At 49.7% G+C, this 23,039-nt stretch carries 22 protein-coding genes; 8 read left to right on the top strand and 14 right to left on the bottom strand.

What is annotated here, in order from left to right; all coding sequences use genetic code 11:
• The first annotated feature begins 2 nt into the window (after positions 1-2).
• The 3 genes from queC to queE are packed head-to-tail and all read left to right on the top strand — an operon-like array spanning position 3 to position 1,788.
• Positions 3-665, top strand: coding sequence for a 7-cyano-7-deazaguanine synthase QueC (gene queC / locus AUC31_RS05050; RefSeq protein ID WP_058381098.1), 663 nt, complete (start codon positions 3-5; stop codon positions 663-665).
• On the top strand, positions 662-1,084 hold the full coding sequence (gene queD, locus AUC31_RS05045) for a 6-carboxytetrahydropterin synthase QueD (protein WP_058381099.1): 423 nt from the start codon (positions 662-664) through the stop codon (positions 1,082-1,084). Before queC ends, queD begins: the two co-directional genes overlap by 4 nt.
• Complete coding sequence (gene queE / locus AUC31_RS05040; RefSeq protein ID WP_058381100.1) at positions 1,081-1,788, top strand: 7-carboxy-7-deazaguanine synthase QueE; 708 nt, start codon at positions 1,081-1,083, stop codon at positions 1,786-1,788. Before queD ends, queE begins: the two co-directional genes overlap by 4 nt.
• 86 nt (positions 1,789-1,874) lie before the next feature.
• On the opposite strand, the gene AUC31_RS05035 is transcribed toward queE, so the two are convergent.
• From AUC31_RS05035 to ezrA, 11 genes are all read right to left on the bottom strand, one after another.
• On the bottom strand, positions 1,875-2,204 hold the full coding sequence (locus AUC31_RS05035; protein ID WP_058381101.1) for a zinc ribbon domain-containing protein YjdM: 330 nt from the start codon (positions 2,202-2,204) through the stop codon (positions 1,875-1,877).
• Positions 2,205-2,293: 89 nt separating this feature from the next.
• Complete coding sequence (locus AUC31_RS05030) at positions 2,294-2,713, bottom strand: universal stress protein (RefSeq protein ID WP_058381102.1); 420 nt, start codon at positions 2,711-2,713, stop codon at positions 2,294-2,296.
• A 123-nt stretch (positions 2,714-2,836) separates the two neighbouring features.
• The gene (locus tag AUC31_RS05025; protein ID WP_058381103.1) at positions 2,837-3,760 is read right to left on the bottom strand and encodes a class I SAM-dependent methyltransferase; all 924 of its coding nucleotides are present in this window, start codon (positions 3,758-3,760) and stop codon (positions 2,837-2,839) included.
• A gap of 53 nt (positions 3,761-3,813) precedes the next feature.
• Positions 3,814-4,320, bottom strand: a complete 507-nt coding sequence (tpx, locus tag AUC31_RS05020) for a thiol peroxidase (RefSeq protein WP_058381104.1) — start codon at positions 4,318-4,320, stop codon at positions 3,814-3,816.
• Between the two features lie 36 nt (positions 4,321-4,356).
• Entirely contained in the window at positions 4,357-4,926 is a 570-nt protein-coding gene (locus AUC31_RS05015) for an RDD family protein (RefSeq protein ID WP_058381105.1), read from the bottom strand.
• 14 nt (positions 4,927-4,940) lie between these two features.
• Positions 4,941-5,951 (bottom strand): signal peptide peptidase SppA, encoded by a 1,011-nt coding sequence (gene sppA / locus AUC31_RS05010; protein ID WP_058383658.1) that lies wholly within the window; start codon positions 5,949-5,951, stop codon positions 4,941-4,943.
• Positions 5,952-6,012: 61 nt separating this feature from the next.
• A complete protein-coding gene (gene rarD, locus AUC31_RS05005) occupies positions 6,013-6,945 on the bottom strand; it encodes an EamA family transporter RarD (RefSeq protein WP_058383659.1) in 933 nt (310 codons plus the stop codon).
• 127 nt (positions 6,946-7,072) lie between these two features.
• Positions 7,073-8,647: an acyl-CoA synthetase MbcS gene (gene mbcS, locus AUC31_RS05000; protein ID WP_058381106.1), complete on the bottom strand. Its 1,575-nt coding sequence runs from the start codon at positions 8,645-8,647 to the stop codon at positions 7,073-7,075.
• Positions 8,648-8,915: 268 nt separating this feature from the next.
• The gene (gene thiI, locus AUC31_RS04995; RefSeq protein WP_058381107.1) at positions 8,916-10,118 is read right to left on the bottom strand and encodes a tRNA uracil 4-sulfurtransferase ThiI; all 1,203 of its coding nucleotides are present in this window, start codon (positions 10,116-10,118) and stop codon (positions 8,916-8,918) included.
• Positions 10,115-11,227: a cysteine desulfurase family protein gene (locus AUC31_RS04990; RefSeq protein ID WP_058381108.1), complete on the bottom strand. Its 1,113-nt coding sequence runs from the start codon at positions 11,225-11,227 to the stop codon at positions 10,115-10,117. Before AUC31_RS04990 ends, thiI begins: the two co-directional genes overlap by 4 nt.
• 58 nt (positions 11,228-11,285) lie before the next feature.
• Positions 11,286-12,980: a septation ring formation regulator EzrA gene (gene ezrA / locus AUC31_RS04985; RefSeq protein ID WP_058381109.1), complete on the bottom strand. Its 1,695-nt coding sequence runs from the start codon at positions 12,978-12,980 to the stop codon at positions 11,286-11,288.
• Positions 12,981-13,130: 150 nt separating this feature from the next.
• On the opposite strand from ezrA, the gene hisJ reads away from it, so the two are divergent.
• Both hisJ and AUC31_RS04975 read left to right on the top strand, forming a co-directional pair.
• On the top strand, positions 13,131-13,931 hold the full coding sequence (gene hisJ, locus AUC31_RS04980; RefSeq protein WP_058381110.1) for a histidinol-phosphatase HisJ: 801 nt from the start codon (positions 13,131-13,133) through the stop codon (positions 13,929-13,931).
• Positions 13,932-13,960: 29 nt separating this feature from the next.
• Complete coding sequence (locus AUC31_RS04975; RefSeq protein ID WP_058381111.1) at positions 13,961-14,440, top strand: GAF domain-containing protein; 480 nt, start codon at positions 13,961-13,963, stop codon at positions 14,438-14,440.
• A gap of 41 nt (positions 14,441-14,481) precedes the next feature.
• On the opposite strand, the gene megL is transcribed toward AUC31_RS04975, so the two are convergent.
• The gene (megL, locus tag AUC31_RS04970; RefSeq protein WP_058381112.1) at positions 14,482-15,690 is read right to left on the bottom strand and encodes a methionine gamma-lyase; all 1,209 of its coding nucleotides are present in this window, start codon (positions 15,688-15,690) and stop codon (positions 14,482-14,484) included.
• A gap of 326 nt (positions 15,691-16,016) precedes the next feature.
• Here megL and rpsD point away from each other — a divergent pair, with 326 nt between their 5' ends.
• Both rpsD and AUC31_RS04960 read left to right on the top strand, forming a co-directional pair.
• Positions 16,017-16,619: a 30S ribosomal protein S4 gene (gene rpsD, locus AUC31_RS04965; RefSeq protein ID WP_058381113.1), complete on the top strand. Its 603-nt coding sequence runs from the start codon at positions 16,017-16,019 to the stop codon at positions 16,617-16,619.
• Positions 16,620-16,782: 163 nt separating this feature from the next.
• Positions 16,783-17,595 (top strand): cobalamin-binding protein, encoded by an 813-nt coding sequence (locus AUC31_RS04960; protein ID WP_058381114.1) that lies wholly within the window; start codon positions 16,783-16,785, stop codon positions 17,593-17,595.
• Between the two features lie 64 nt (positions 17,596-17,659).
• Here the strand turns inward: AUC31_RS04960 and AUC31_RS04955 are convergent, their stop codons facing one another.
• Together AUC31_RS04955 and tyrS are read right to left on the bottom strand one after the other, a co-directional pair.
• Positions 17,660-18,208: a general stress protein gene (locus tag AUC31_RS04955; protein ID WP_058381115.1), complete on the bottom strand. Its 549-nt coding sequence runs from the start codon at positions 18,206-18,208 to the stop codon at positions 17,660-17,662.
• Between the two features lie 134 nt (positions 18,209-18,342).
• Positions 18,343-19,608, bottom strand: a complete 1,266-nt coding sequence (tyrS, locus tag AUC31_RS04950; RefSeq protein ID WP_058381116.1) for a tyrosine--tRNA ligase — start codon at positions 19,606-19,608, stop codon at positions 18,343-18,345.
• 366 nt (positions 19,609-19,974) lie between these two features.
• Between tyrS and AUC31_RS04945 the strand changes: the two genes are divergently transcribed.
• Positions 19,975-23,031 (top strand): transglycosylase domain-containing protein, encoded by a 3,057-nt coding sequence (locus tag AUC31_RS04945; protein ID WP_058381117.1) that lies wholly within the window; start codon positions 19,975-19,977, stop codon positions 23,029-23,031.
• Positions 23,032-23,039: the final 8 nt, after the last annotated feature.

Below are 23,039 nucleotides of genomic sequence, written 5' to 3'. Positions count from 1 at the left end.
AAATGAAAAATGAAAAAGCAGTCGTTGTATTCAGCGGCGGGCAAGACAGCACCACTTGCCTCTTTTGGGCGCTTGAACAATTCAGCGAAGTGCTCGCCGTCACTTTCGATTACGGCCAGCGCCACTCGCAGGAAATCGACCATGCAAAACGCATTGCAGAAACGCTCGGCGTAACATTGCAAGTGCTCGATATGGGACTGATCAATCAATTATCCGCTAATGCCTTGACGCGCGATTCAATTGAAGTCGAAGAGCAAAAGGACGGGCCGCCTTCCACATTCGTTCCCGGGCGTAATTTATTGTTCCTTTCTTTTGCGGCGATTTACGCCGATGCATTCGGCGCACGCCACCTCGTGACCGGTGTCAGCGAGACGGATTTCAGCGGTTATCCAGATTGCCGGGATACCTTTATCCGGTCGCTCAATGTCACGCTCAACTTATCGATGGATAAGCAATTCGTCATCCATACACCGCTCATGTGGCTCGACAAGGCAGGCGTCTGGGAACTGTCCGACGAGCTTGGCGCATTCGAGTTCGTCCAGACCGAAACCTTGACCTGCTACCACGGCATTCCGGCAGCAGGCTGCGGCACTTGCCCATCTTGCGTGCTGCGCAACCAAGGCCTGCAGACCTACCTTGCCAAAAAAGAAGGTGCGAAATCTTGATGCAGCAATTCTACCCTTCCGTTTCGCATCCCTATAGCTTTGAATTAAATAAAGACATGCATTTTTCCGCGGCACATTATATTCCGGCCGATGAAGCCGGCAAATGTGCGAAAATGCATGGCCATACTTACCATTTGAATATCACGATTGCCGGCGACCAATTGAACGGCACCGGTTTTCTTATCGACTTCAAGCAATTAAAAGACTTGATCCATAAACGTTATGACCACAGCGTGTTGAATGACCACCCGGAATTCACAGAGACTTTTCCGACGACCGAGCAGCTCGCACAGCAAATACACAAGCTAACGCAAGATACGCTCGACCGGTCGGACAACCAGCCGAAATGCATCCAAGTCATTGTTCGGGAAACTCCGACAAGCTATGTCATTTATCGGCCAAAAGAGGTGTCTTCATGAAGATCCCTGTAATGGAAGTGTTCGGCCCGACGATCCAAGGCGAAGGCATGGTCATGGGCCAGAAGACGATGTTCGTCCGGACCGCCGGCTGCGATTATTCGTGTTCGTGGTGCGATTCCAAATTCACTTGGGACGGCACGGGTAAAAGTACTGCGATGACCGCAGCCGACATTGTCCGGCAGCTCGAGGAGCTTGGTAAAGACGCTTTTTCACATGTCACCATCTCCGGAGGAAACCCGGCACTTCATAAAGGCATCGCGGAACTGGTCGCATCATGCCAAGAAAAAGGTTGGCGCACTGCTGTCGAAACGCAAGGCAGCGTCTGGCAGGACTGGCTCTTGGAAATCGATGAAGTCACCGTCTCGCCAAAGCCGCCGAGTTCTGGCATGATTCTGGACTACTCCAAGCTCGACGCGATGCTTGGCAAACTATCGTCATCTCAAGCCAGCCTGAAAGTCGTCGTTTTCGATGAAGCGGATTTCTTTTTCGCGGAACAGCTCCACCTGCGCTATCCTTCATTCCCGTTCTTTTTGCAAGTCGGCAATGACGACACACAGACGACTGAAGACGACAAACTGGTCCAGCATCTGCTCGGGCGCTATCAATGGCTGATCGACAGGCATTTGGTTTCCGCCCCTCTCAATGATGCTAAAGTGCTGCCGCAGCTCCACACATTGTTATGGGGCAATAAGCGCGGCGTGTAAATAGTGAATAGCATTAAAAAAACCGGCATTCCGCCAATAATCGGGGAATGCCGGTTTTTATGTTGGTGCACTCAATACTTAGGGTGTCAGGCTTTTTTTACAAACTGCGATTTCAGCTGCATAGCGCCGAAGCCATCGATTTTACAATCGATATTATGGTCTCCGTCCACAAGCCGGATGCTTTTTACTTTCGTGCCGATTTTCAAGGTATTCGAACTTCCTTTCACTTTCAAATCCTTGATGACTGTAACAGCGTCCCCATCCTGCAAAATATTTCCGACGGCATCGCGCACCGCCTCTTCTTGCAGTTGTTCAGCCGGGTTCCATTCATAGGCACATTCCGGGCAGACCACCATTCCCGCATCTTCATACGTATACTGTGAACCGCATTTTGGGCAATTCGGCAACTCCGTCATCTATCTACTCATCTCCCATTTTTCACGATGCTCGAAGCACCGACAGATGTACTTAGTATACCAAATCACCGGGGCGTATAGGGCGGCATTTATCTGACTACCAACACAGGGCATTCTGCATGATTGACGACCTTGTGGCTGACGCTGCCGAGCATCACTTCGCGAATCGGCGACAAACCGCGGCTGCCGATAACAACAAGATCATATGCTTTTTCCTTGGTCATCTTGACGATGGCAGGGCCTGGAATGCCATGCAGTACTTCGATTTGATGGAATATTTTTTCCCTATCCAACATCTCGGTAACCGGCAAGATTTTCTTCCTCCGGGCCAAATCGAATTCCATCGCCGAGGCGTCATGGATCACTTCATTTTCATCTTCCTTATAATCGGAAACATAGACGACCGTCACTTCCGACCCGTCGATCAAACTAGCAATCTTCACTGCTTCTTTGGCTGCACGGATCGAGTTTTCCGACCCGTCGACGGCCAATAAGATGTGCTGATACATAGTCCCACTCCTTTCAAGCTAATGGTTCTCTTATCTCTTTACGCTATTCGCCGTTTGCTCGAAAGTTCCTGCCTTTTTCCAGAAACGAAAAAACCGGCCCTATCCAGATAGGGCCGGCTTGTATCATGATTTGTTTTCTTTGAACCATCCATTGACTTGCGTGAAGAACTTCGCCATCGTCTCCGGCTTCGACATATTCGGGACACGCGCAAGAAGCACTTCTTTCGGAGCTTTCAAGCCGTCCTTTTTCTTCTGCAAAACCAAGACGGCTTTTGCATGCTGTGCACTTTTGAAGATATTCTCCGGCAGTTCCATCACCGCCTGAATATGCGCCTGCTGTTTCAGGAAGCTATGCAATTGCCCGGCAAGCGGCGACTCAAAAATGTTGCGTGGAATGACAAAGAACAAATAGCCGCCTTCTTTCGTATGCTTCAAGGACTGCTCGATGAACAGGTGATGGGCATAGGACATGCCTTCTTCCGCTTTCAACTCATAATTCGAGGCAGTCGCTTCGTCCGGGTAATAACCGACCGGCAAATCGGAAACGACGCAGTCGACCGGATCAATCAATAGTGGCTGCAGGGCATCCTGCAAATAAAAGGTCACTGGCTGCTCGATCAAATTGCCGATATTCGAAGCCAGCCGGATCAACAGGTCATCCAGTTCGACAGCTGTCCCGCTCATACGGCCGTCCAAATAGTTCATCACCGTAAACAGCAGATTGCCCGTGCCCGCAGCCGGGTCCAGCACAGTCGCTTGTTGCTCCTTAACGAACAGCTCCACCAGATAGCCGATCAACAGCCCGAGAGCATCCGGCGTCATTTGGTGATGGGGCTGGACATGCTCTTTCATGCCTTTTAAAATCGACAGCTGGATCGCTTTTCGCATATTTTCTTTCGTTGCGCCTTGTGCGATACTCAATTGTCCGTCCAGCCAGCGTTCGGTCGTCGTCAGCAAACTTTCTAAATAGGAATTTTCTTCCTGTTTTTGGATCGACACCGTTTCATTGTCGATTGCCGTAAAAATGCTTTCCATCGATGAATTCATAAATCTCCGTCCTCAATAAGGAAACCCACTCGGCAAGAGTGGGTTTCCTGGTATTAGTTTGTCAGTTCTTTGACTGCTTCGAGTGCTTTGTCGTAATCCGGGTGATCGGTGCCTTCTGCCACATATTCCACATATGCCACTTTTCCGTCTTTGTCGACTACGAAAATGGAACGTGCCAATAAACGCAGCTCCTGCATCGTCAAGCCGTACGCTTCACCGAACGAAAGATCGCGGTGGTCAGACAATGTCGTGATGGAGTCTACACCGTTGATTTCTGTCCAGCGTTTCTGCGCGAATGGCAAGTCACAGGAAACCGTCAGCACTTCGACGTCTTCTCCGAGTGAAGCTGCTTCTTCGCTGAAACGTTTTGTCTGATCGGAACATACTCCTGTATCGAGTGATGGAACGACACTGACCAAAAGCACTTTGCCTTTGAAGTCTTGTAAAGTCTTCGGTTCCAGGCTATTCGATAGCGCCGTGAAATCCGGTGCCTGATCGCCCACTTTCACTTCATTGCCTGGCAATGTTACAGGGTTTTGCTTGAATGTGATTTGTACCAAATTGCAACGCCTCCCTTTCAGATTACCTTTATCATACTAAATGCCTTCACTCTCTTGCAACTGAGACCCTTCCAGCCGTTTTCTCGCCATCTGCTGTTTGCGGTAAGATTCCTCGTGGACAACGGTCGTATCCGCGATGAAATCATGCACGCCTTGTTTCAATGGCGTAAAGCCGACAATCCAGTACAAAGGCAAGATCGTCACCGAAATAAAGCGGCCGATCCATTCGCGGAACAATAATGTGGACCAGGACAAGCGATCCGTTTTCAGTGAAACGACGCGCAGGCCGAAAATCATCTTGCCAACCGTCTGCGCAAAAAATTTGGTCATCAAGACAAAATAACCGTAAAAGACAATCGCGGTCAAGATCGCATAAGGCGCGTACCATGCCGTCTCAGCCGTCTCCCACCCGAACAGCGCAAACAGCGGGCGGATCAAAATAGACGAAACTGCCGAAATGACCAGGATATCGATCAAATAAGCCCAGAAGCGCATCCAGAAACCAGCCGGCTTGCGTTCATAAAAAAGGATTCTATCGTTTTCCGGCCGGACCGGCGGAGTTGCAGCCGCTCGCTCCGCCGCATCATTATTGACGTGATCAGTCATGCTTCTCCACCTCCTTAGTTTTCACCGTATAGATACATCATGCGCGGACCGCTGTTTTGGGACAGCATATCCGAGATGAACTTCGTTTCCATGTCCATGCCGAAAAGTGAGCCGGCCTTCATTGCAAACAGCGAAGACCAGTCATCGCCAGCACCGTACTCAAAGACTTCGCCATCGGCTAGATCGAAATCATCGCGCATCGCTTGGATGACATCTTCTTCAAAGCCGAAATCGTCCGCAAGGTTCGCTTCAACTGCTTGGCGGCCGTTCATGATGCGTCCATCTGCGTATTCCTTCACTTCCGCTTCGGTCATATCGCGTCCTTCTTCGATGACATCAACGAATTCCTCATAGGAACTGTCGAGCATATCCTGCAAGAGCGCACGTTCATCATCGGTCATTTCGCGCGTTGGACTCAGGATATCTTTGTAAGGCCCCGATTTGATGGTGACGAAATCCACGCCGTAGCGTTCGGCAAGTTCACCGTAATTGACGCTTTGCATGATGACGCCGATCGATCCTGTCAAAGTTTCTTCGCTGACGAAGATTTTTTCAGCCGGTGCGGCAATATAATAACCGCCTGATGCAGCCATTGCGCCCATCGAAACGTAAAGCGGCTTGCCGGTTTCTTCCTGGATTTCCGTAATCTTGTCGTGAATCTGTGCAGACTCAACGACGCCTCCACCCGGTGAATTGACTTTCAAGACAACGCCTTTGACGCTGTTGTCTTCCTTAACGGCTTCCAATTGCTCCATGAACAAATCATGGTTATAGCCGGCAGCGGCGAAAACGGACGCTTCGCCCGTATCCTGGATCGCCCCGTCCACATTCAATACGGCAATTCGGTTCGACGTGTCGCCTGACTCAACCACTTGTTCGCTTAAAGCCGTTTGTTCCATGCCTGTCCAATCGTCAAAGCCTGAAGTGAAATCCGACTGCAGCACTGAAAAAGCCGAGTTAATGACTAGAGATATCACCAGCAAAGCAGCAGCGGCCAGCAGAGCGATCCATCGTTTTGTGTTCATCATGTTTCAGTTCCCTCCTTAAGTATTCCATTTAACTATACGCAATAGCATTCAAAATGTTTCACTTTCCGCTAAATTCGGCACCAACTAAATGGCGGTTCTTTCTTGTCCGCCTGGCTTCCATGATTTTCGATCCGGTAAACAGGATCAAGGCGCTCCAGATAAATGAGAAGGAAATGACCGATATCAAACCGAACTCCTCGCCATACAGAAAGACGCCGATCAACAGCATCAAGCTCGGCGCAATGTATTGAAGAAAGCCGATCATATACAAAGGAATGAGCGGCGCCCCCATGGCAAACAATAGCAGCGGCAAGGCGGTCAAAAAGCCGCTGAGGACGACGAGCAGGTCGGTCGACACGCCGCTATGCAGGAATGCCGCACGGTCGATTGAAAACAAATAGACGTAATAAGCGGTTGCAAACGGCAGCACGAACAGCGTCTCGATCGCAAGTCCCCTTAACGCATTCAATTGGATGGTCTTCTTGATCAGCCCGTAGAATGCAAAGCTGAATGCCATGCCAAGCGCCAGCCAAGGCAGCGTCCCATAGGAAATCGTGATGACCGAAACGCCGATTGCGGCAAGCACGAACGCAATTTTCACCGCCGGCGACAGCTTTTCCTTTAGAAAGAACGAGCCGAGCAGCACGGAAATCAACGGATTGATGTAATAACCAAGACTGGTTTCGACAATCCGGTCGTTGGTCACCGCATAAATATAGAAGAACCAGTTAGCCGAAATGAGAAACGAAGCAAGCATGAGCAGGAAGAAGGTTTTCTTGGATTTCCATAAAGACTTTACATCCTCCACAAAGCGCTTGCCGCCTCCTGTCAACACAATAAAGCCAAGCGTCAGCCAAAACGCCCAGAAAATACGGCCGGCCAATAATTCATCAGCAGGCACATGGTCGACTTGTTTCCAGAATATCGGGAGAAATCCCCAAATCGTATAAGTTAAAATCGTCAGCAGTGTTCCTTTTTTCTCTTCAGTCATCTTCGCATCGCGCACCATTCTTAAAATATTTTTATTCACGAAATAATAGACCCATTATATGCCTGCCCTATTGGAAAGTAAATACAGCAAAAGCCCCCGGTATGAGCGGGGGCTTTTGGCTAAATTATTATTTTTTTGCGTTTTCGGCTTGCCGTAGTTCGACGCGGCGGATCTTGCCGGATGCGGTTTTCGGCAACTCGCTGCGGAACTCGACCGCACGCGGATATTTGTAAGGCGCCGTCAATTCCTTGACGTGGTTCTGAAGTTCTTTAATGAGCTCTTCTCCACCATCGTGTCCTTGAGTCAAGACGACGAACGCTTTTACGATCGTCCCGCGGATTTCATCCGGTGAACCGACGACGGCGCATTCCTGGACGGCGGGGTGCTTGACGAGCGCATCTTCCACTTCGAACGGCCCGATCGTGTAGCCTGAAGAAATGATGATGTCATCGCCGCGACCTTCAAACCAGAAAAAGCCGTCTTCGTCTTTCGACGCTTTGTCGCCCGTTACATAATAATCACCGCGGAACTGCATTTGCGTCCGCTCGGCGTCTTTGAAATATTCCTTGAACAGCGCCGGCGTCTCGACGTGCACAGCGATATCCCCGACTTCTCCAACTGCACAAGGCTCGCCGTTATCGTCGATGATTTCCACCCGGTTGCCCGGTGTCGGTTTGCCCATCGAACCCGTACGCCCCTCTGTGCCTTTCATCGTGCCGACAAGCAAGGTATTCTCGGTCTGTCCATAGCCGTCACGTACATCCAACTCGAAATGCTTCCGGAACACATCGATCACTTCGGCATTCAAGGGTTCGCCGGCTGACACGGCACTGTGAAGCGCGCTTAAATCGTATTTCGACAACTCTTTCTGCTTCGCCATCAGACGGTATTCTGTCGGCGTGCAGCACAGCACATTGATTTTCCGCTGTTCCAGCAACTCCAAATATAGCGCAGGGTCGAATTTGCCGTTATAGACAAATGCCGTCGCCCCGCTTCCAAGCGTCGCAAGGAACGGGCTCCAGATCCATTTTTGCCAGCCCGGGCTCGCCGTCGCCCAGACCAAATCCCCATTTTTGGCCCCGAGCCAATGCTCTGCAGAGGTGCGCAAATGTGCGTACGCCCAGCCATGGCTATGGACCACGCCTTTTGGATTTCCGGTCGTCCCCGAGGTGTAAGAGAGAAACGCCATATCGTCATTCTTGGTTGGTGCCGCATCGTAATGGTCGGAAGCTGAAGCCATTTCGTCCGTCAATGAAATCCAGGAATCCGACCCTTGGCCGATGACAAAATTCGTCAGCCCATCCATTTCTGCGACTCCTTCGAATTGGCCCAGAAACGGTTCATACGCGATGATCGCTTTGGCTTCGCTATGATTCAGCCGGTAAGAGATATCTTTCGCCCGCAGCATTTCAGAACTTGGAATGACAACGAGTCCCGCTTTCAACGCACCCGTATATACGATATAGGCTTCGACGAGGCGAGGAACCATGACCAACACGACATCGCCTTTTTTAAGGCCAGCTTTCTCGAAGCTGTTCGCTGCCCGGTTCGCCTGTTGGATCAACTCATCATATGTAAGTTCTTTCTTTTCCCCTTGATCATTTTCCCAAATGATCGCTTTGCGCCCGTCTCCAGTCGCGAAGCGCTCGAATTCCTCCACCAAATTATAGTTTTCAGGTGCCAGCAATTGTTCACGTTTCATCCCAATCTCCCCTTTGCCAATGAACTAATATTATTCTTATATCATTATACAATAAATGTTTAATTATTCAAAATAATTATTTAAAAAGAAATGATTTTGAATTCGTTCTTAGTTCTGCTCTATTTCTTACTACTCTATAGACTTCTAGTTAAAAACAATATTAATATTTCAAGTGATTGTTCTAATAGAATAACGATTGCAAGCATTAAAAAAAGCCTAACCAAGAACAAATTGCATGTTCTCGGTTAGGCTTTTCAGTTGATGTGAGTTACAGCAAGTCTTCGAAATGCTGTTGTTTGTTCCTCGGAAATTCGATGATCTCGCGTTCTGCTACTGCTCGATCGATCATCTCGTCGAACGACACAAAGCTCTCGTAATGCTCCACTTTATCCGTTTTTGGTTTCGTTTTCGGATTGGCCGGCGTGAAGATCGTACAGCAATCCTCATATGGCCGGATGGAAATATCGTATGTGCCGATTGCTTGTGCCGTTTCGATGATTTCCAGTTTGTCCTGTGCGATCAAGGGGCGCAAAATCGGCGTGTTTGTCACTGCGTTTATAGCTTGCAAACTCTCAAGCGTCTGGCTGGCGACTTGGCCAAGGCTTTCACCGGTGATGATTGCTTTAGCGTCCGTTTTTGCACGCACCGCATCCGCTATGCGCATCATCATGCGGCGCGTGGATGTCATGGTGATATTGTCAGGCACTTGTTTGTGGACTTCCTGCTGGATTTCTGTGAACGGAATGATGTGCAAAGTGACAGGAGACCCGAAGCCGCTCAATTTCTCGGCAAGATCGAGCACTTTCTCTTTTGCGCGCTCGGTCGTAAACGGTGGACTGAAGAAGTGGATCAGTTCAAGCCTAACTCCCCGCTTGAGCATATGATATCCCGCAACAGGGCTGTCAATCCCACCTGACAGCATCAATAGCGCCCTGCCGCCTGCGCCAATCGGCAAGCCGGCTGCGCCTTGGATCGTTTCAGCCATCATATAAGCGGCATCTTGGCGGATTTCAACACTCAAGTCGATGTCAGGATTTCTCATCGCGACTGTCAGCTCAGGCGTATTGCCGAGTACGTATCCCCCGATCGTGCGCATGATCTCCGGTTTTTCGTAGGGAAATTCCTTGTTTGGCCTTTTGACGGAAACTTTAAAGCTCTTGTCCTTAGTATCCATCTTGCTGACGATCGCTAAAGCAGTATGCTTCATATCATCCAATTCCAGGCTGGTCTGTGTCACAGGGCTGAACGACTGGATGCCGAACACATAAGGTAGGCGAGACACAATGTCTTCCATGCCTTGTTCGTCGTCGCAGAATAAGAACATCCGGTCGCGTTCGGCTTTGATGCGCAAAGTCGGCGTGCCTGCGAATAAAGTCTGGATATTATTGCGGAGCCGTGAAATGAACGCTTTTCGGTTGCGGCCTTTTGTCGACAGCTCGCCGTAGCGGATAAGTATTTGATTGGTTTTCATGATTGTTCGACTCCTTTGATCAATTGATGCGCTTTATGAAAACGTTTCTTCAATTCGCTGATGTCTTCATGGGTGGTCATGGCGCCAAAGCTGATGCGGATTGTGCCGTCACGGTATTCGCGCGGCAAGCCGATTGCTTCAATGACGTGGCTTGCCTGCTTATTCTTGGAAGAACAGGCGCTCGAAGTGGAAACGATGACGCCTTCTTGCTGCAAGGCACCGACTAAAGTCTCCCCGCGCATGCCAGCGATCGCCACAGCCAGGATATGCGGCGCTGCACTAGATGGGCTGACGATGTAAATGTCTTTGTATCCAGCGAAAAAGCTGCGCAATTCCGCATTCCATTCTAGATGATCAGGGTTTGGTGTTGCAAGGCGCAATGCTTTTGCCAGTGCTGCAGCATTCGGAACCGAGACCGTGCCACTGCGAAGTCCGCCTTCTTGGCCGCCGCCGAACAAGATTGGTTCGAGTTCCGCCTTATGGACGGCCAAAACCCCGCTGTTCTTCAACCCATGAAACTTATGTGCAGAGACGGTCAGTAAATCCGGCATCTCTTGCTCGCTTAGTAGCAGTTTACCGGCGCCTTGCACGGCGTCAACATGAAACAGCGCCCGGTGGTTGTTAAGCATGCGCCGAATGTCTGCCAGCGGATGGATCGTGCCGATTTCATTATTGACTTGCATCAGGCTGACGAGAATTGTATCTACCCGAAGCGCCTGCTGCAGGTCAGCGAGATCGATCGCGCCTTTTCTATCGACTGAAAGCAGCGTGATTTCAAATCCTTCTTTTTCGAGTTGCTTCAACGGTTCCAAAACCGATGGGTGTTCGGTTTTGCACGAGATGATGTGCCGCCCTTTTTCTTGATTGGCATGAGCGGCCCCCCGAATCGCCAGGTTATTCGCTTCGGTGCCGCCGGATGTGAAAATTATGCGCCCATAGCCGAGCAGGCCCTTGATCTGGCTGCGCGCCGACTCGAGTAAGTCTTCCGCTTCGTTTCCCAAGCGATGAAGCGATGACGGATTCGCGAAATAGCGGTTGCTCGCCTTTACATAGGTTTCGAGCACTTGCGGGTCGGGTTCGGTCGTTGCGCTATTATCCAAATAAATCATTTGCAATCCCTCCGAAAAGAAAACCACCAGCTTATCTGCTGGTGGTTTCGTTATTTTCTTAGTCTTTATCTTTTACGAGCACTTCAATGCGTTTCATCGAACCGGGTTCAAAATTCTCGACAGCCGTCGCCGCTTCTTCGAGCGCTTTCGTATAGCGCATTTGGCGGAACGATTCTTCCGCTTCCAACAGATGGGCGTGAAGCTGTGGATTCGTCTTCCGGTAACGGTTTCCGTACTGGATAATGCGTTCCACCAGCAAGACGTTTTCGACCATTTCTTTCGCTTTGATCTCCACATCCGTAATACTAGTTTCTGCTTGCTCCATGTAATTATCGACTAGCTTCATATTAAGGGGCACTTCGCGAAGCGCGCGCATCGCAACAAACAAATGCTCTTCTGCTTCCTCGAGGCGGACATCCATGTCTTCCGGAATGCCCGGGATGTTCGCTTTATGCAGCATGCGGTCCGTTTCCTGAAGGCGGCGCCTCAATTCTTCTACATGAATACGGGCTTTGTTTTCCTCAACACGCAGGTTTTTCAATGCATCGGTGAAGTCCATCTGTGTGGAATCGACGATCGTCAAATCTTCACGGATGTGCATCAATTCGTCCTGAAGGCTCGAATAGGCGGATTGGTCTTCTTCCAAGCGGTTCGCCAATAATTCAAAGCGCTTTGCAAGCTGTTCGACTTTCTCTAAGCAAGTCTTCGGAATTGCCGCTTCTTGGTCCGTGATTTTATAGCTGTGCTGCACATAACGGCTTTCTTCTTCCAGTTCCTGGGTATCGCGCGCAACCACTTGCAGGTGGCGCTCTGTGTCCATCAAATGCTGGTCGATATAATGTTTTGCCGCCACTTCTTTTTCAAGCAGGTCGTACATGGCGTCGATCCGGTCTTTAATTTCGTCGACTTGGTTTTTGCTATCGGTTACTTCTAAAGTTTCCAGTTGTTTTTTCAAGACAGCCAGCTCTTGCTCGATTTCTTCGATTTTCTCGGTCAACCCAAGATGATTGAGGTAATACGACTGCTCTTCCATCTCTTGTTTGCCTTGGCGCAGTTGAGTCAAATCCTGCGGAATCTTCTCATCGATTTCCGTCAGCATCATCGGGATATCGTCTACCAGCATAAAGGCTTGTGCGCTGTCAGCCGACAAATTGATGACCGTCTCCCGTGCTCTTAAGTAATTGCCTTCTTCCGTCAGCTGGTCGTATTCCTCAAAGCGTTGGACAAATGATTCCAAGCGCTTCTCAAGCGGCCCGGCAGCCGCGCCGTACGAAGACTTATGCGCAAGCAGGTTTTTGCGGGCACGAACGTATTTATCCTGGATTAGATCCATTTCGCTGCGGTTTTTCTCTTCACTGCCGATCAACTCGTCCAGTTCCGCGAAAATGACCGCGATTTGCCGGTCGGCATCATCTATTTTCACTTCGGCTTGTTTTTCGAGTTTGGAAGCTTTCGGGAAATTAAAACGTTTGATCGATTCTTCTGCGTCATAGAGTGTTGCGTCTATTTTCGGGATATCGACATCCATGATTTCGTCCCATTTATTGCGCCAGCGCTCGAACATTTCCTCTGTCTGGCCATTCAAGTTTAATTGTTTCACTTTAGTAAGTTCTTCCATAATTGGTTTCTCTTTTAGTTGCAGTTTCAGTTGTTCCAGACGCTCGATTTCCGCATTGTGTTTTTTTCGAAACACCATGCCGATGATAAGCAGCGCCAATAGAATGATGACCGCAATGATGATATACTCCATCATAAGTCATTTAGCCCCCTGTTCCAAATACATTACCGGTTACATAAGTATGTTTAATGATTCTTTTATTTTAACATGTATTCTACTCTTTTGTTTGCCAAATTAGAAGAAAACAGGGAATAATTTTATCAAATTGAAAAGATGGTGAACTTTATGAATAAACGCGATGGCCATATCCACACCCCCTTCTGCCCCCACGGAACAAACGACCCGTTCCATGCTTATATCGAAAAAGCGGAAAAAAATGGATTCTCAGATATCAGTTTTACCGAGCATGCCCCTCTGCCTGCCGGCTTTACAGATACGACGCCCGATCAAGATAGCGGCATGGAAATGGGCGAATTGCCAGCCTATTTCGAAGCGCTCGATAAGGCCAAAGCGCAAGCGCCAGCTATGCGGATTCGCAGCGGCTTGGAAGTGGATTTTATCCAAGGCTTCGAAAAACAGACAGCACAACTGCTCGAACAGGCAGGGCCAAAACTGGAAGACGCCATTTTGTCGGTCCATTTCCTGCGCTATCAAGACCGCTGGATCTGCTCTGACTTCAGTGCGGAAGTGTTTATGGACCTTGCAAAAGACATGGGCTCTGTACAAGCCGTTTACGATCTGTATTATGATACGGTCGAAGCTTCCATATTGGCAGACCTTGGGCCCCATAAACCGAAGCGCATCGGCCATCCGACTTTATGCCATAAATTCCAGCACGTCCATCAGGAACACATCGATGACGATGCCCGCATCCGCACCATCCTCAAAATGATTAAAGATCATGGCTATGAACTGGATGTCAATTCTGCTGGGCTGTCAAAACCAGGCTGCCTGGAATTCTATCCCCCGGAGCCTTATGTCGCCTATGCGCGCGAGCTCGGCATCCCGCTCGTCTTCGGATCGGATGCCCATAGTGCTGAAGGCTTGCACAAATACGCAGATCGCTTTTATACTGAACACTATTAAATAGAAACTTTTAGAAATGAGATGATTTCATGTTTGCTACATCCACTTACAGCGGCACACGCGAAGAGCAATACAATCTGCTCAACAAACAACTGGACGCCCTGCTTGCAGGCGAGCCGAACCGCATTGCCAATTTATCGAACGCTTCCGCACTGCTTGGCCAATTCCTTGACCGCATCAATTGGGTTGGATTTTATTTGATGGAAGAGGGCGAACTTGTCCTTGGCCCATTCCAGGGAATGCCAGCTTGCGTTCGCATCCCGGTCGGAAAAGGGGTATGCGGCACAGCCATCGATAAAAATGAAACAATGCTCATTGATGATGTCCATGCCTTCCCTGGCCACATCGCCTGCGACGCCGCTTCACGCTCGGAAATCGTGGTCCCGCTATTCAAGGACGGCAAAGCTTACGGCGTGCTCGACATCGACAGCCCTGAACTTGCCCGTTTTACGGAAGAAGACCGCATCGGGCTTGAAAAGTTTGCAGAAACCTTATTGAAGCACATCTAAACACACGAAAGATCCCGGCAGACTATCTGCCGGGATCTTTTTTAGATTTCCTGCAAATTGGATTTGATTTGAGCGAAAGCCTGCTCTAGATCGGCCATTAAATCCTCGACGTTCTCAAGCCCGACCGACAAGCGCACGAGTGAATCGCTGATGCCCATCCGCTCCCGCTCTTCCGGAGGGACAACCGCGTGGGTCATCGTTGCCGGATGCTGGATTAAGGTTTCGGCATCGCCGAGGCTGACGGCAATCTTGATGAGCGACAAGGCATTCAAAAATTCCTGCGCCTGTTTTTTCCCGCCTTCGAGCTCGAACGAGATCAATCCGCCGCCGCGGCGCATCTGGTTTTTGGCAATCGACATTTGTGGGTGTCCGGCATCAAATGGATACAATATACGCTTGACTGCCTGTTCGCCATGGAGAAACGCGACTATCTTTTCCGCATTGTCTATATGGCGGTCCATCCGCACATGCAAAGTCTTCAATCCACGGATCAACAGCCACGCATCGAATGGCGACATGATGCCCCCGAAATCTTTCTGGACGGTCATGCGGATCGTTTGCATTTCCTCCGCATCTGCCCCGACGAGAACCCCGCCGATGACATCGCCGTGGCCGTTCAAATACTTGGTCGCGCTATGGAGCACAAAATCAGCGCCGAACTCGAGCGGATTCTGCAAATACGGCGAACTGAACGTATTATCGACGACGACCCGCAAACCATATTTTTTGGCGGCGGCTTCAACTGCGCGTAAATTGACCAGTTCCATAGTCGGGTTGATCGGCGTTTCTACGTAAATGACTTTCGTCTCCGGCCGGATCGCCTGTTCAATTTGTTCTTCAGTCGTCATCGCAATGAGCGAATGCGTAATGCCGTACTTTTCTTGCATGATTTCCAATAAGCCGAATGTACAGCCGTAAATCCCGCGCGAACACAGCACGTGGTCGCCTGCTTTCGTCAAGTAGACAAGAATCGCACTGACTGCAGCCATCCCCGACCCAAATGCCAGCGCGCCTCCCCCGCCTTCGATCTCCGCCATGCGCTGTTCCAAGACGCGCACTGTCGGATTGCCGAGGCGCGAATAAATATTTCCGTCCTGCTCCCCAGCAAAACGGGCTTCTCCCTGTTCGGCATTCGCGAACGAATACGTAGACGTTTGATAAAGCGGCGTAGCCAAACTGTCATGATGCACAGAACTATCATAGCCCTCATGGATCACGGCCGTTTCAAACTTCATCTTTTGTTTCATCATTCATACACCCCTCGCCAATAATAGAAAGCGCTTACATTTACAACTATCTCCATTTTACTCTGAGGACACAAAAAAAGAAAGCGTCATTTCTGAGCTTCTTCCGCGTTATCCATTGACTGTCACAGTTGATTTCGGTTATACTAGCCTTTGTGTAAAATAATCGCAGCAGTTGTATGTGCGGGTTTGTCCATTTTGTTCCTCTGCGGAGGTGTATCGCGTAACTCTTGGCTGCTGAGCGAAGGTACATGAAAACAAAATGGCTTGCAGCATGAATACATCTGGTTTTTATTTTACTCTAAAAACCAAATTAGAGGAGGAGACTCATTATGTCTCGTTATACAGGTCCAGCATGGAAACTGTCACGTCGCCTTGGAATTTCTTTGAGCGGCACAGGTAAAGAACTCGAAAAACGCCCTTACGCACCAGGTCAACACGGTGCTAACCAACGCCGTAAAGTTTCTGAATACGGTTTGCAATTGCAAGAAAAACAAAAACTACGCTTCATGTACGGAGTTAACGAACGCCAGTTCAAAACGATGTTCAACAAAGCTGGTAAAATGGAAGGCAAACACGGCGAGAACTTCATGATCTTGCTTGAAACACGCCTTGACAACGTTGTTTACCGTCTCGGCCTTGCGCGCACTCGCCGCCAAGCTCGCCAATTGGTAAACCACGGCCACATCCTTGTTGATGGCAAACGCGTAGACATCCCGTCTTACGGCGTGAAACCAGGACAAACAATCGCTTTCCGCGAAAAGTCCAACAACCTTGATGTTGTCAACGAAGCGATCGAAGTAAACAGCTTCGTTCCAGAATACGTTTCAATCGACGCTGACAAAAAAGAAGGCACATTCGTACGTCTCCCAGAGCGCAGCGAATTGTCTGCTGAAATCAACGAACAATTGATCGTTGAGTTCTACTCACGTTAATCGATTGACGAAAACCCTCCAGGTTCGCCTGGGGGGTTTTTTCTATGGCCTTTGTTTCGCGAATATCTTTTCAGCCTTTAGTTTGAAAGAAGCCAGGTCCTCCTGGTTTCGTCGATTCCTTTCCCGAGCTATGCTAAACTGAATCCATAAAGGAGGCGTCTTTATGCGAATCGTATCCATATGTCCAAGCAATACTGAGTTACTCGCTTTTTTGAAAGCCGATCATCTGCTGGTCGGCGTCGATGATTATTCCGACTGGCCGAAGAGCATCGAACGGCTTCCACGTCTCGGGCCGGATCTTTCCATACGCATGGATGAAGTCGAAGCCCTTGCGCCAGACATTGTATTGGCATCGCTCAGCGTGCCCGGCATGGAGAAAAATATTGAAGAGCTCGAAAAACGCAATATCCCGCACCTTATCCTGGACCCCCAATCGCTTGCAGACATCCGCGATGATCTGGAGACAGTCGCGGAAGCCATTCACTTTGACAGCTCGGATGTTCTCGCGGAATATGACGAAGCGATCTCCGAACTGAAAAAACGAGGCGACAGCGCCACGTCCTCCCCGTCCCTCTACTGGGAATGGTGGCCAAAACCCGTCTTCACCCCGGGAGGCGTCAATTGGCTCAGCGAAATCAGCCGGCTTGTCGGCGCCCGCAATTGTTTCGAAGATGAGGAAACGGCGAATATCCAAACAGATTGGGATGCCGTTAAACAACGCGATCCGGACTATATTTTGCTCGCTTGGGTCGGCATCATGACTTCAAAAGTCAAACCGGAACTCGTGTTGAAACGCCCGGACTGGCAATCGATGAAAGCGATCAAACAAATCCATGTCATGGAAGAGGCTTTGTTCTGCCGTCCCTCACCAAGGCTGATCGAAGGAGCCATCAAGCTTGGCAAACTGGTCCATCCACAAGCTTTCGCGGATTTCCCGCTCCCTTCATTCATTAAAGAAAAGCAATCGCATGTATAATGCAAGACTCCAAAAACCCCACGGCGCATAATAGCGCCGTGGGGTTTTTTTGGTCTATCCAACTTTACAGCCGGTCACGCCCCGGCCCGGCATCGCCGCGAATATTTGTTGAGCGTTCAGTACCAATCAATGGGTCATCGTTTTCTGTGAAAGTGTCCACATCATTGCGCTCGGGCTGTTTCGCTTCATCCTCTTCTAGCAAGACGAGGATACGCCCTTCCTTGAACTGGGCTTCATAGCTTTTGGCTTCGTCTTCCGGGACCCCGAGGCCGATCAATGCACCAGCTATCCCGCCGACGCCCGCTCCCGCTGCTGCACCTGCAAGACCAGCTGCAATCGGCCCGGCTGCTACAATCGGCCCGATGCCCGGAATTGCCAGTGCACCCAGGCCGGCCAAGACGCCGCCGAGGCCGCCGAGCGCTCCGCCTGTAGCGGCACCGGCTGCCGCTCCTTCGCCAGCTTGTGTCCCCGTCTCTTCAGTTATATGTTCTACGTCTCTTTTGTCTTTGCTGAGCACCGAAATATCTTCGTCGCGGTAGCCTTGCCGCTGAAGATCCTCTATGACTTCCACCGCTTCCATCTCCGTACCATATGATCCGACAACTCGTGACATATTGCTCGTCCTCCATTTCATGTTTGGGAATCCTGTTCATACATCTTAGTGATATATGTTTCCCCGTCGAAGATGCGCTAAACATATTACAACATTAAGAAAACGCCGCCAGCAGATGCTGGCGGCGTCAGTGTTTAAACGAAATGGATCATATGGTATTTCTTCTTGCCGCGCCGGACGATCGCGAATTCGTCATCCAAACGGTCTTTTTCATCGACCACGTATTCCAGGTCGCGGATTTTCTCGCCGTTAATCGAAATCGCGCCGTTTGTGATATCTTCACGTGCTTGGCGCTTCGACGGAGATACTTTGCTGTCGACAATCAAATCGACGATCGGCTTCGCTTGTTTTGCCAATTCGACAGAAGGAACGTCTTTGAAGGCCGCTTTCATTTCGTCCGCGCTCAAACTTTTCAAATCGCCGCTGAACAATGCTTTCGTGATGCGCTGTGCATCTGCGAGCGCTTCTTCCCCATGGATGAGCTTGGTCATTTCTTCAGCGAGCACGGTTTGCGCTTTTCTGAGATGCGCTTCCGTTTCAACGCTTTTCTCGAGTGCTTCGATTTCCTGTCTTTCGAGGAACGTGAAAATCTTCAAGTATTTGACGACATCCGCATCCGCCGTGTTGATCCAAAACTGGTAAAACTCGTAAGGAGACGTCTTTTTCGCATCGAGCCATACTGCGCCGCCTGCGGTCTTGCCGAATTTCGTGCCGTCCGCTTTTGTTACGAGCGGTATTGTGATGCCGAACGCTTTCGCTTCTTCTTCGTGCGTCTTGCGAATTACTTCAAGACCTGAGGTGATATTGCCCCACTGATCCGACCCGCCGATCTGAACGCGGCAATTGTATTCATTGTAAAGATGGTTAAAGTCAATCGCTTGGATCAAGGTATAGGAAAACTCCGTAAACGAAATTCCGCCTTCAAGACGCGATGCGACCGAATCTTTCGCCAGCATGTAATTAACGGAGATCAATTTACCGAAATCGCGCAGGAACTCAATGACGCTCATGCCGCCGATCCAGTCGCGGTTATTGACCATTTTCGCTCCGTTCTCCGTCTGGAAATCAAAGATCTGTTCCATTTGCTTTTTGATCGAATCGACATTGCGGTCAATTTGTTCCGTCGACTGCAGTTGGCGCTCTTCGTTGCGTCCGGATGGATCCCCGATCATACCGGTTGCCCCGCCCACCAAAAGGATCGGGCGATGCCCGTGCAATTGGAAACGGCGCAAAGTCAAAAGCGGCACGATATGGCCGATGTGCATGCTGTCAGCAGTCGGATCGACACCGCAATACAGTGAAATTTTTTCCCGGTCCAGCACTTCTGCCATTCCTTCTTCGTCTGTTTGCTGGTACAGAAGCCCGCGCCAGTTTAAATCGTCAATCAATGCATTTGTCATGTAAATTTCCTCCCTTTATCTGCTTCACTTGATTGCCGGGACACAAAAAAGCCCCTGCATGAAATTCATGCAGGGACGCATATGCGCGGTACCACCCAGCTTGGAGGACGCATCCTCCCACTCGAATGTGCCAGACGGGGCACTTCCGCAAACTCCGGGCCTGTAATTCGACGCATGCATTTTGGCCGATTTTCACCTCCCATCGGCTCTCTGGTTTCAAAATTGCATGCCCTACTGCGGGCCTTTCTTCGTTTGATTATAAAGATTCTATTATGTAGTGTACTTGAATCCTAAAGATTGTCAATATCTTTCGTTTCAATTATCGGATTATGCTATAATGGAAAAGATTTTTAGGAGGGGGATAATGTGCAAGATAAATTTAGAAGATGGTTATTGAAGGCAGAGGAAACAACCGATAGATGGACTTCCCATAAGTGGTTCAAGCGTTTTAAAATCACCACCGGAGTCATTTGGAATTTGGCAATTCTTCTCGCTATTATACTGGTGGCAGGCGGCGTATTTGCCGCGTCGGCTGGAGCCGGCTATTTCGCTTCATTGGTCGACGAAGAACAGCTGCGGACCGAAGATGAAATGTTGGCTGACATTTATAGCTACGAAGAGACTTCCCAATTGTATTTTGCCAACAATACGTATCTTGGAAAATTGCAGACCGACCTTGACCGTGAAGAAACGACTTTGGAAGATGTCTCCGATATTGCCATCGATGCAGTCCTGGCGACGGAAGATGAGTATTTTTATGAACATGAAGGAATTGTCCCGAAAGCAATCATGCGCGGCTTGTTCCAGGATGTTTCCAATTCGGATAGTCAATCCGGCGGATCGACATTGACACAGCAATTGATTAAAAACCAGATTTTGACAAACGAAGTGTCTTATGAACGAAAAGCGAAGGAAATCCTCTTGGCGATGCGTCTTGAGAAATTCATGAATAAAGAAGATATTATGGAAGCTTATTTGAACATCATTCCATACGGCCGAAATTCAGCTGGCACAAATATTGCCGGAATCGAGACGGCTGCAAAAGGCATATTCGATGTACCCGCAAGCGACTTAAACTTGCCGCAAGCGGCGTTTATCGCTGGCATTCCGAAAGCGCCATTTAGCTATACACCATATGCATCAGGCGGCGACTTGAAAGACGAAGCCGGTCTCGAACCTGGCCTTAACCGGATGAGAACAGTGCTCTATCGCATGCTTGAAACCGGTTATATCACACAAACTGAATATGACGAGGCTTTGGAATACGATCTCGTTGCCGATTTCAGAAAAGGCGAATCACGTTCATACGATGAATTCCCTTATGTGACGGCAGAACTTGAGAAACGTGCCACCCGCATCATCATGGACGTCTTGGCGGAACAAAACGGCGTAGACCCTGAAACGCTCGACCAAGACCAGAACTTGTACGAAGAATATGCCATTCTAGCAGACCGCGCCGTGCGGTCGAACGGCTACCGTATCCATTCGAGCATCAATAAAGATTTATACAAAGCACAGGAAGAAACACAGAAAGCCTATCAAGGATATGGTACGACTTTATCTGAAGATTATATCGACGAAGACGGTGAAACGAAAACCCGCCAATTGCCAGTGCAAGTCGGCAGTGTCACCTTGGAAAACGATACCGGCCGGATCTTGAGCTTTATCGGCGGGCGTGACCACGAAATCGAGAACTTGAACCACGCAACGCAAGCCTACCGCTCGATCGGATCGACGGTTAAGCCATTGCTTGTTTATGGCCCAGCGCTTGAAAATGGATTGATCGGCGCCGGCAGCCCGGTGGTCGATGTGAAATTCACTTTAAACGATAATGGCAATCCATATGAACCAACAAACTTTGTCCCGACAAGCGAACAAGGCATCATGCCTGCGCGCGATGCGCTTGCACAATCTCAGAACCTTCCCGCTTTGCGTTTGTTTGCGCAAATGCGCGATGAGATGCCGATCCAATACTTGATCGATAATGGCTTCTCTCGTGTCGCTGAAGGCGACGGCGTCGTTTCATCAGCACTCGGCGGCGGCATCGAAGGATCCGTTGAAGAAGTCGCCAACGCATATGCTTCCCTTGCGAATGGCGGCAAGCATATGGAAACGACGATGATCGATAAAATCGAAGACGCAGACGGCAATGTCATCTATGAACACGAAACCGAAGCGAAAGATGTGTTCACGCCTCAAGCTTCTTACGTATTGACCGATATGCTGCGCGATGTCTTCAAGACAGACCGCGGAACAGCGAACCGTGCAAACGGCATGCTGAAGTTCAATGCGGACTTTGCAGGCAAGACCGGGACGACACAGGAAACTAAAGATGTATGGCTCGTCGGTTACAACCCGAACATCACGATGGGCGTCTGGCTCGGCTATGACCAGGAAAAGTATTCCTTGGATAATTTCAGAAACCAGAACTTGCAGCCATCTGTCCGCGTTAACCAATTATGGGCGAACTTGATGAATACCACCTATGATGTAGCCCCTGATGCTATCGGTTCGGGAGACAAATTCCAAGAACCAGAAGGTGTCGTCACTCGTTCATTCTGCGGCATTTCTGGATACGCCCCGAATGATGCTTGTAAAAAAGCAGGCTTAGTCCGTTCCGACTTGTTCATTGCTGACGCCATGACGCCAAAAGATGGCGATGACAGCTTGAGCAGCGGATCATACACGACTATTAACGGCAAACGCTATGCTGCCCTATCGAATACGCCAAGTGAATTTGTATCAGGCGGCGGCCTCGGCGTATCGGAAGAATATGTCGACCGCATGCTCGCACCATTTGGAGGAGACGCTGGAAAATTATTCCCTGGCAACTCCAGATTCAGCAATGTCGTTTCAGGCGCTCAGTTCGATCCAGACAGCGCAGCCCCTGCGCCGGTCGGAACGTCGATCAATGGGCGCACAATCACTTGGAGCGATTCCGCTTCAAACGATGTCGTCGGCTATCGTGTATTCCGCAGCGGCAGCAGAGTCTCATCTGTTTCCGAATCGAGCAGCAACTCCTATACCGCACCTGGCCCTGGAACGTACACTGTCGTTGCAGTGGACATTACAGGCCGGCAATCGGCAGCGTCCAATGGCGTAACGATTGAAGCGCCAAAACCGGAACCTGCTCCTGAACCAACGCCAGAACCAACACCTGAACCGGAAGCTGCTCCTGCACCGGAAAGAGAAGAAACTCCGGCGCCACCGCAAGAAACAGAAAGACAAGAACCGGAAGAAGAGCCTGAAGAAGAACCGGCTGAAGAAGAACCGGCCGAAGAAACTCCAGCTCCAGAAGAACCGGAAGAAGAACCAGAAGAAGAGGAAGAAGCGCCACCTGAAGAACCAGAAGAACCGGAACAACCAGAAGAATCTTCAGAACCGGACACAGAAGCTCCGGATACTGAAGAAGACGCAGCATAAAAACACAA

This window comes from Planococcus rifietoensis (genome assembly GCF_001465795.2).
Classification (GTDB): domain Bacteria; phylum Bacillota; class Bacilli; order Bacillales_A; family Planococcaceae; genus Planococcus; species Planococcus rifietoensis.
The sequence above is the reverse complement of the archived record's forward strand: the minus strand, read 5'-3'. Positions and strand labels throughout refer to the sequence as shown.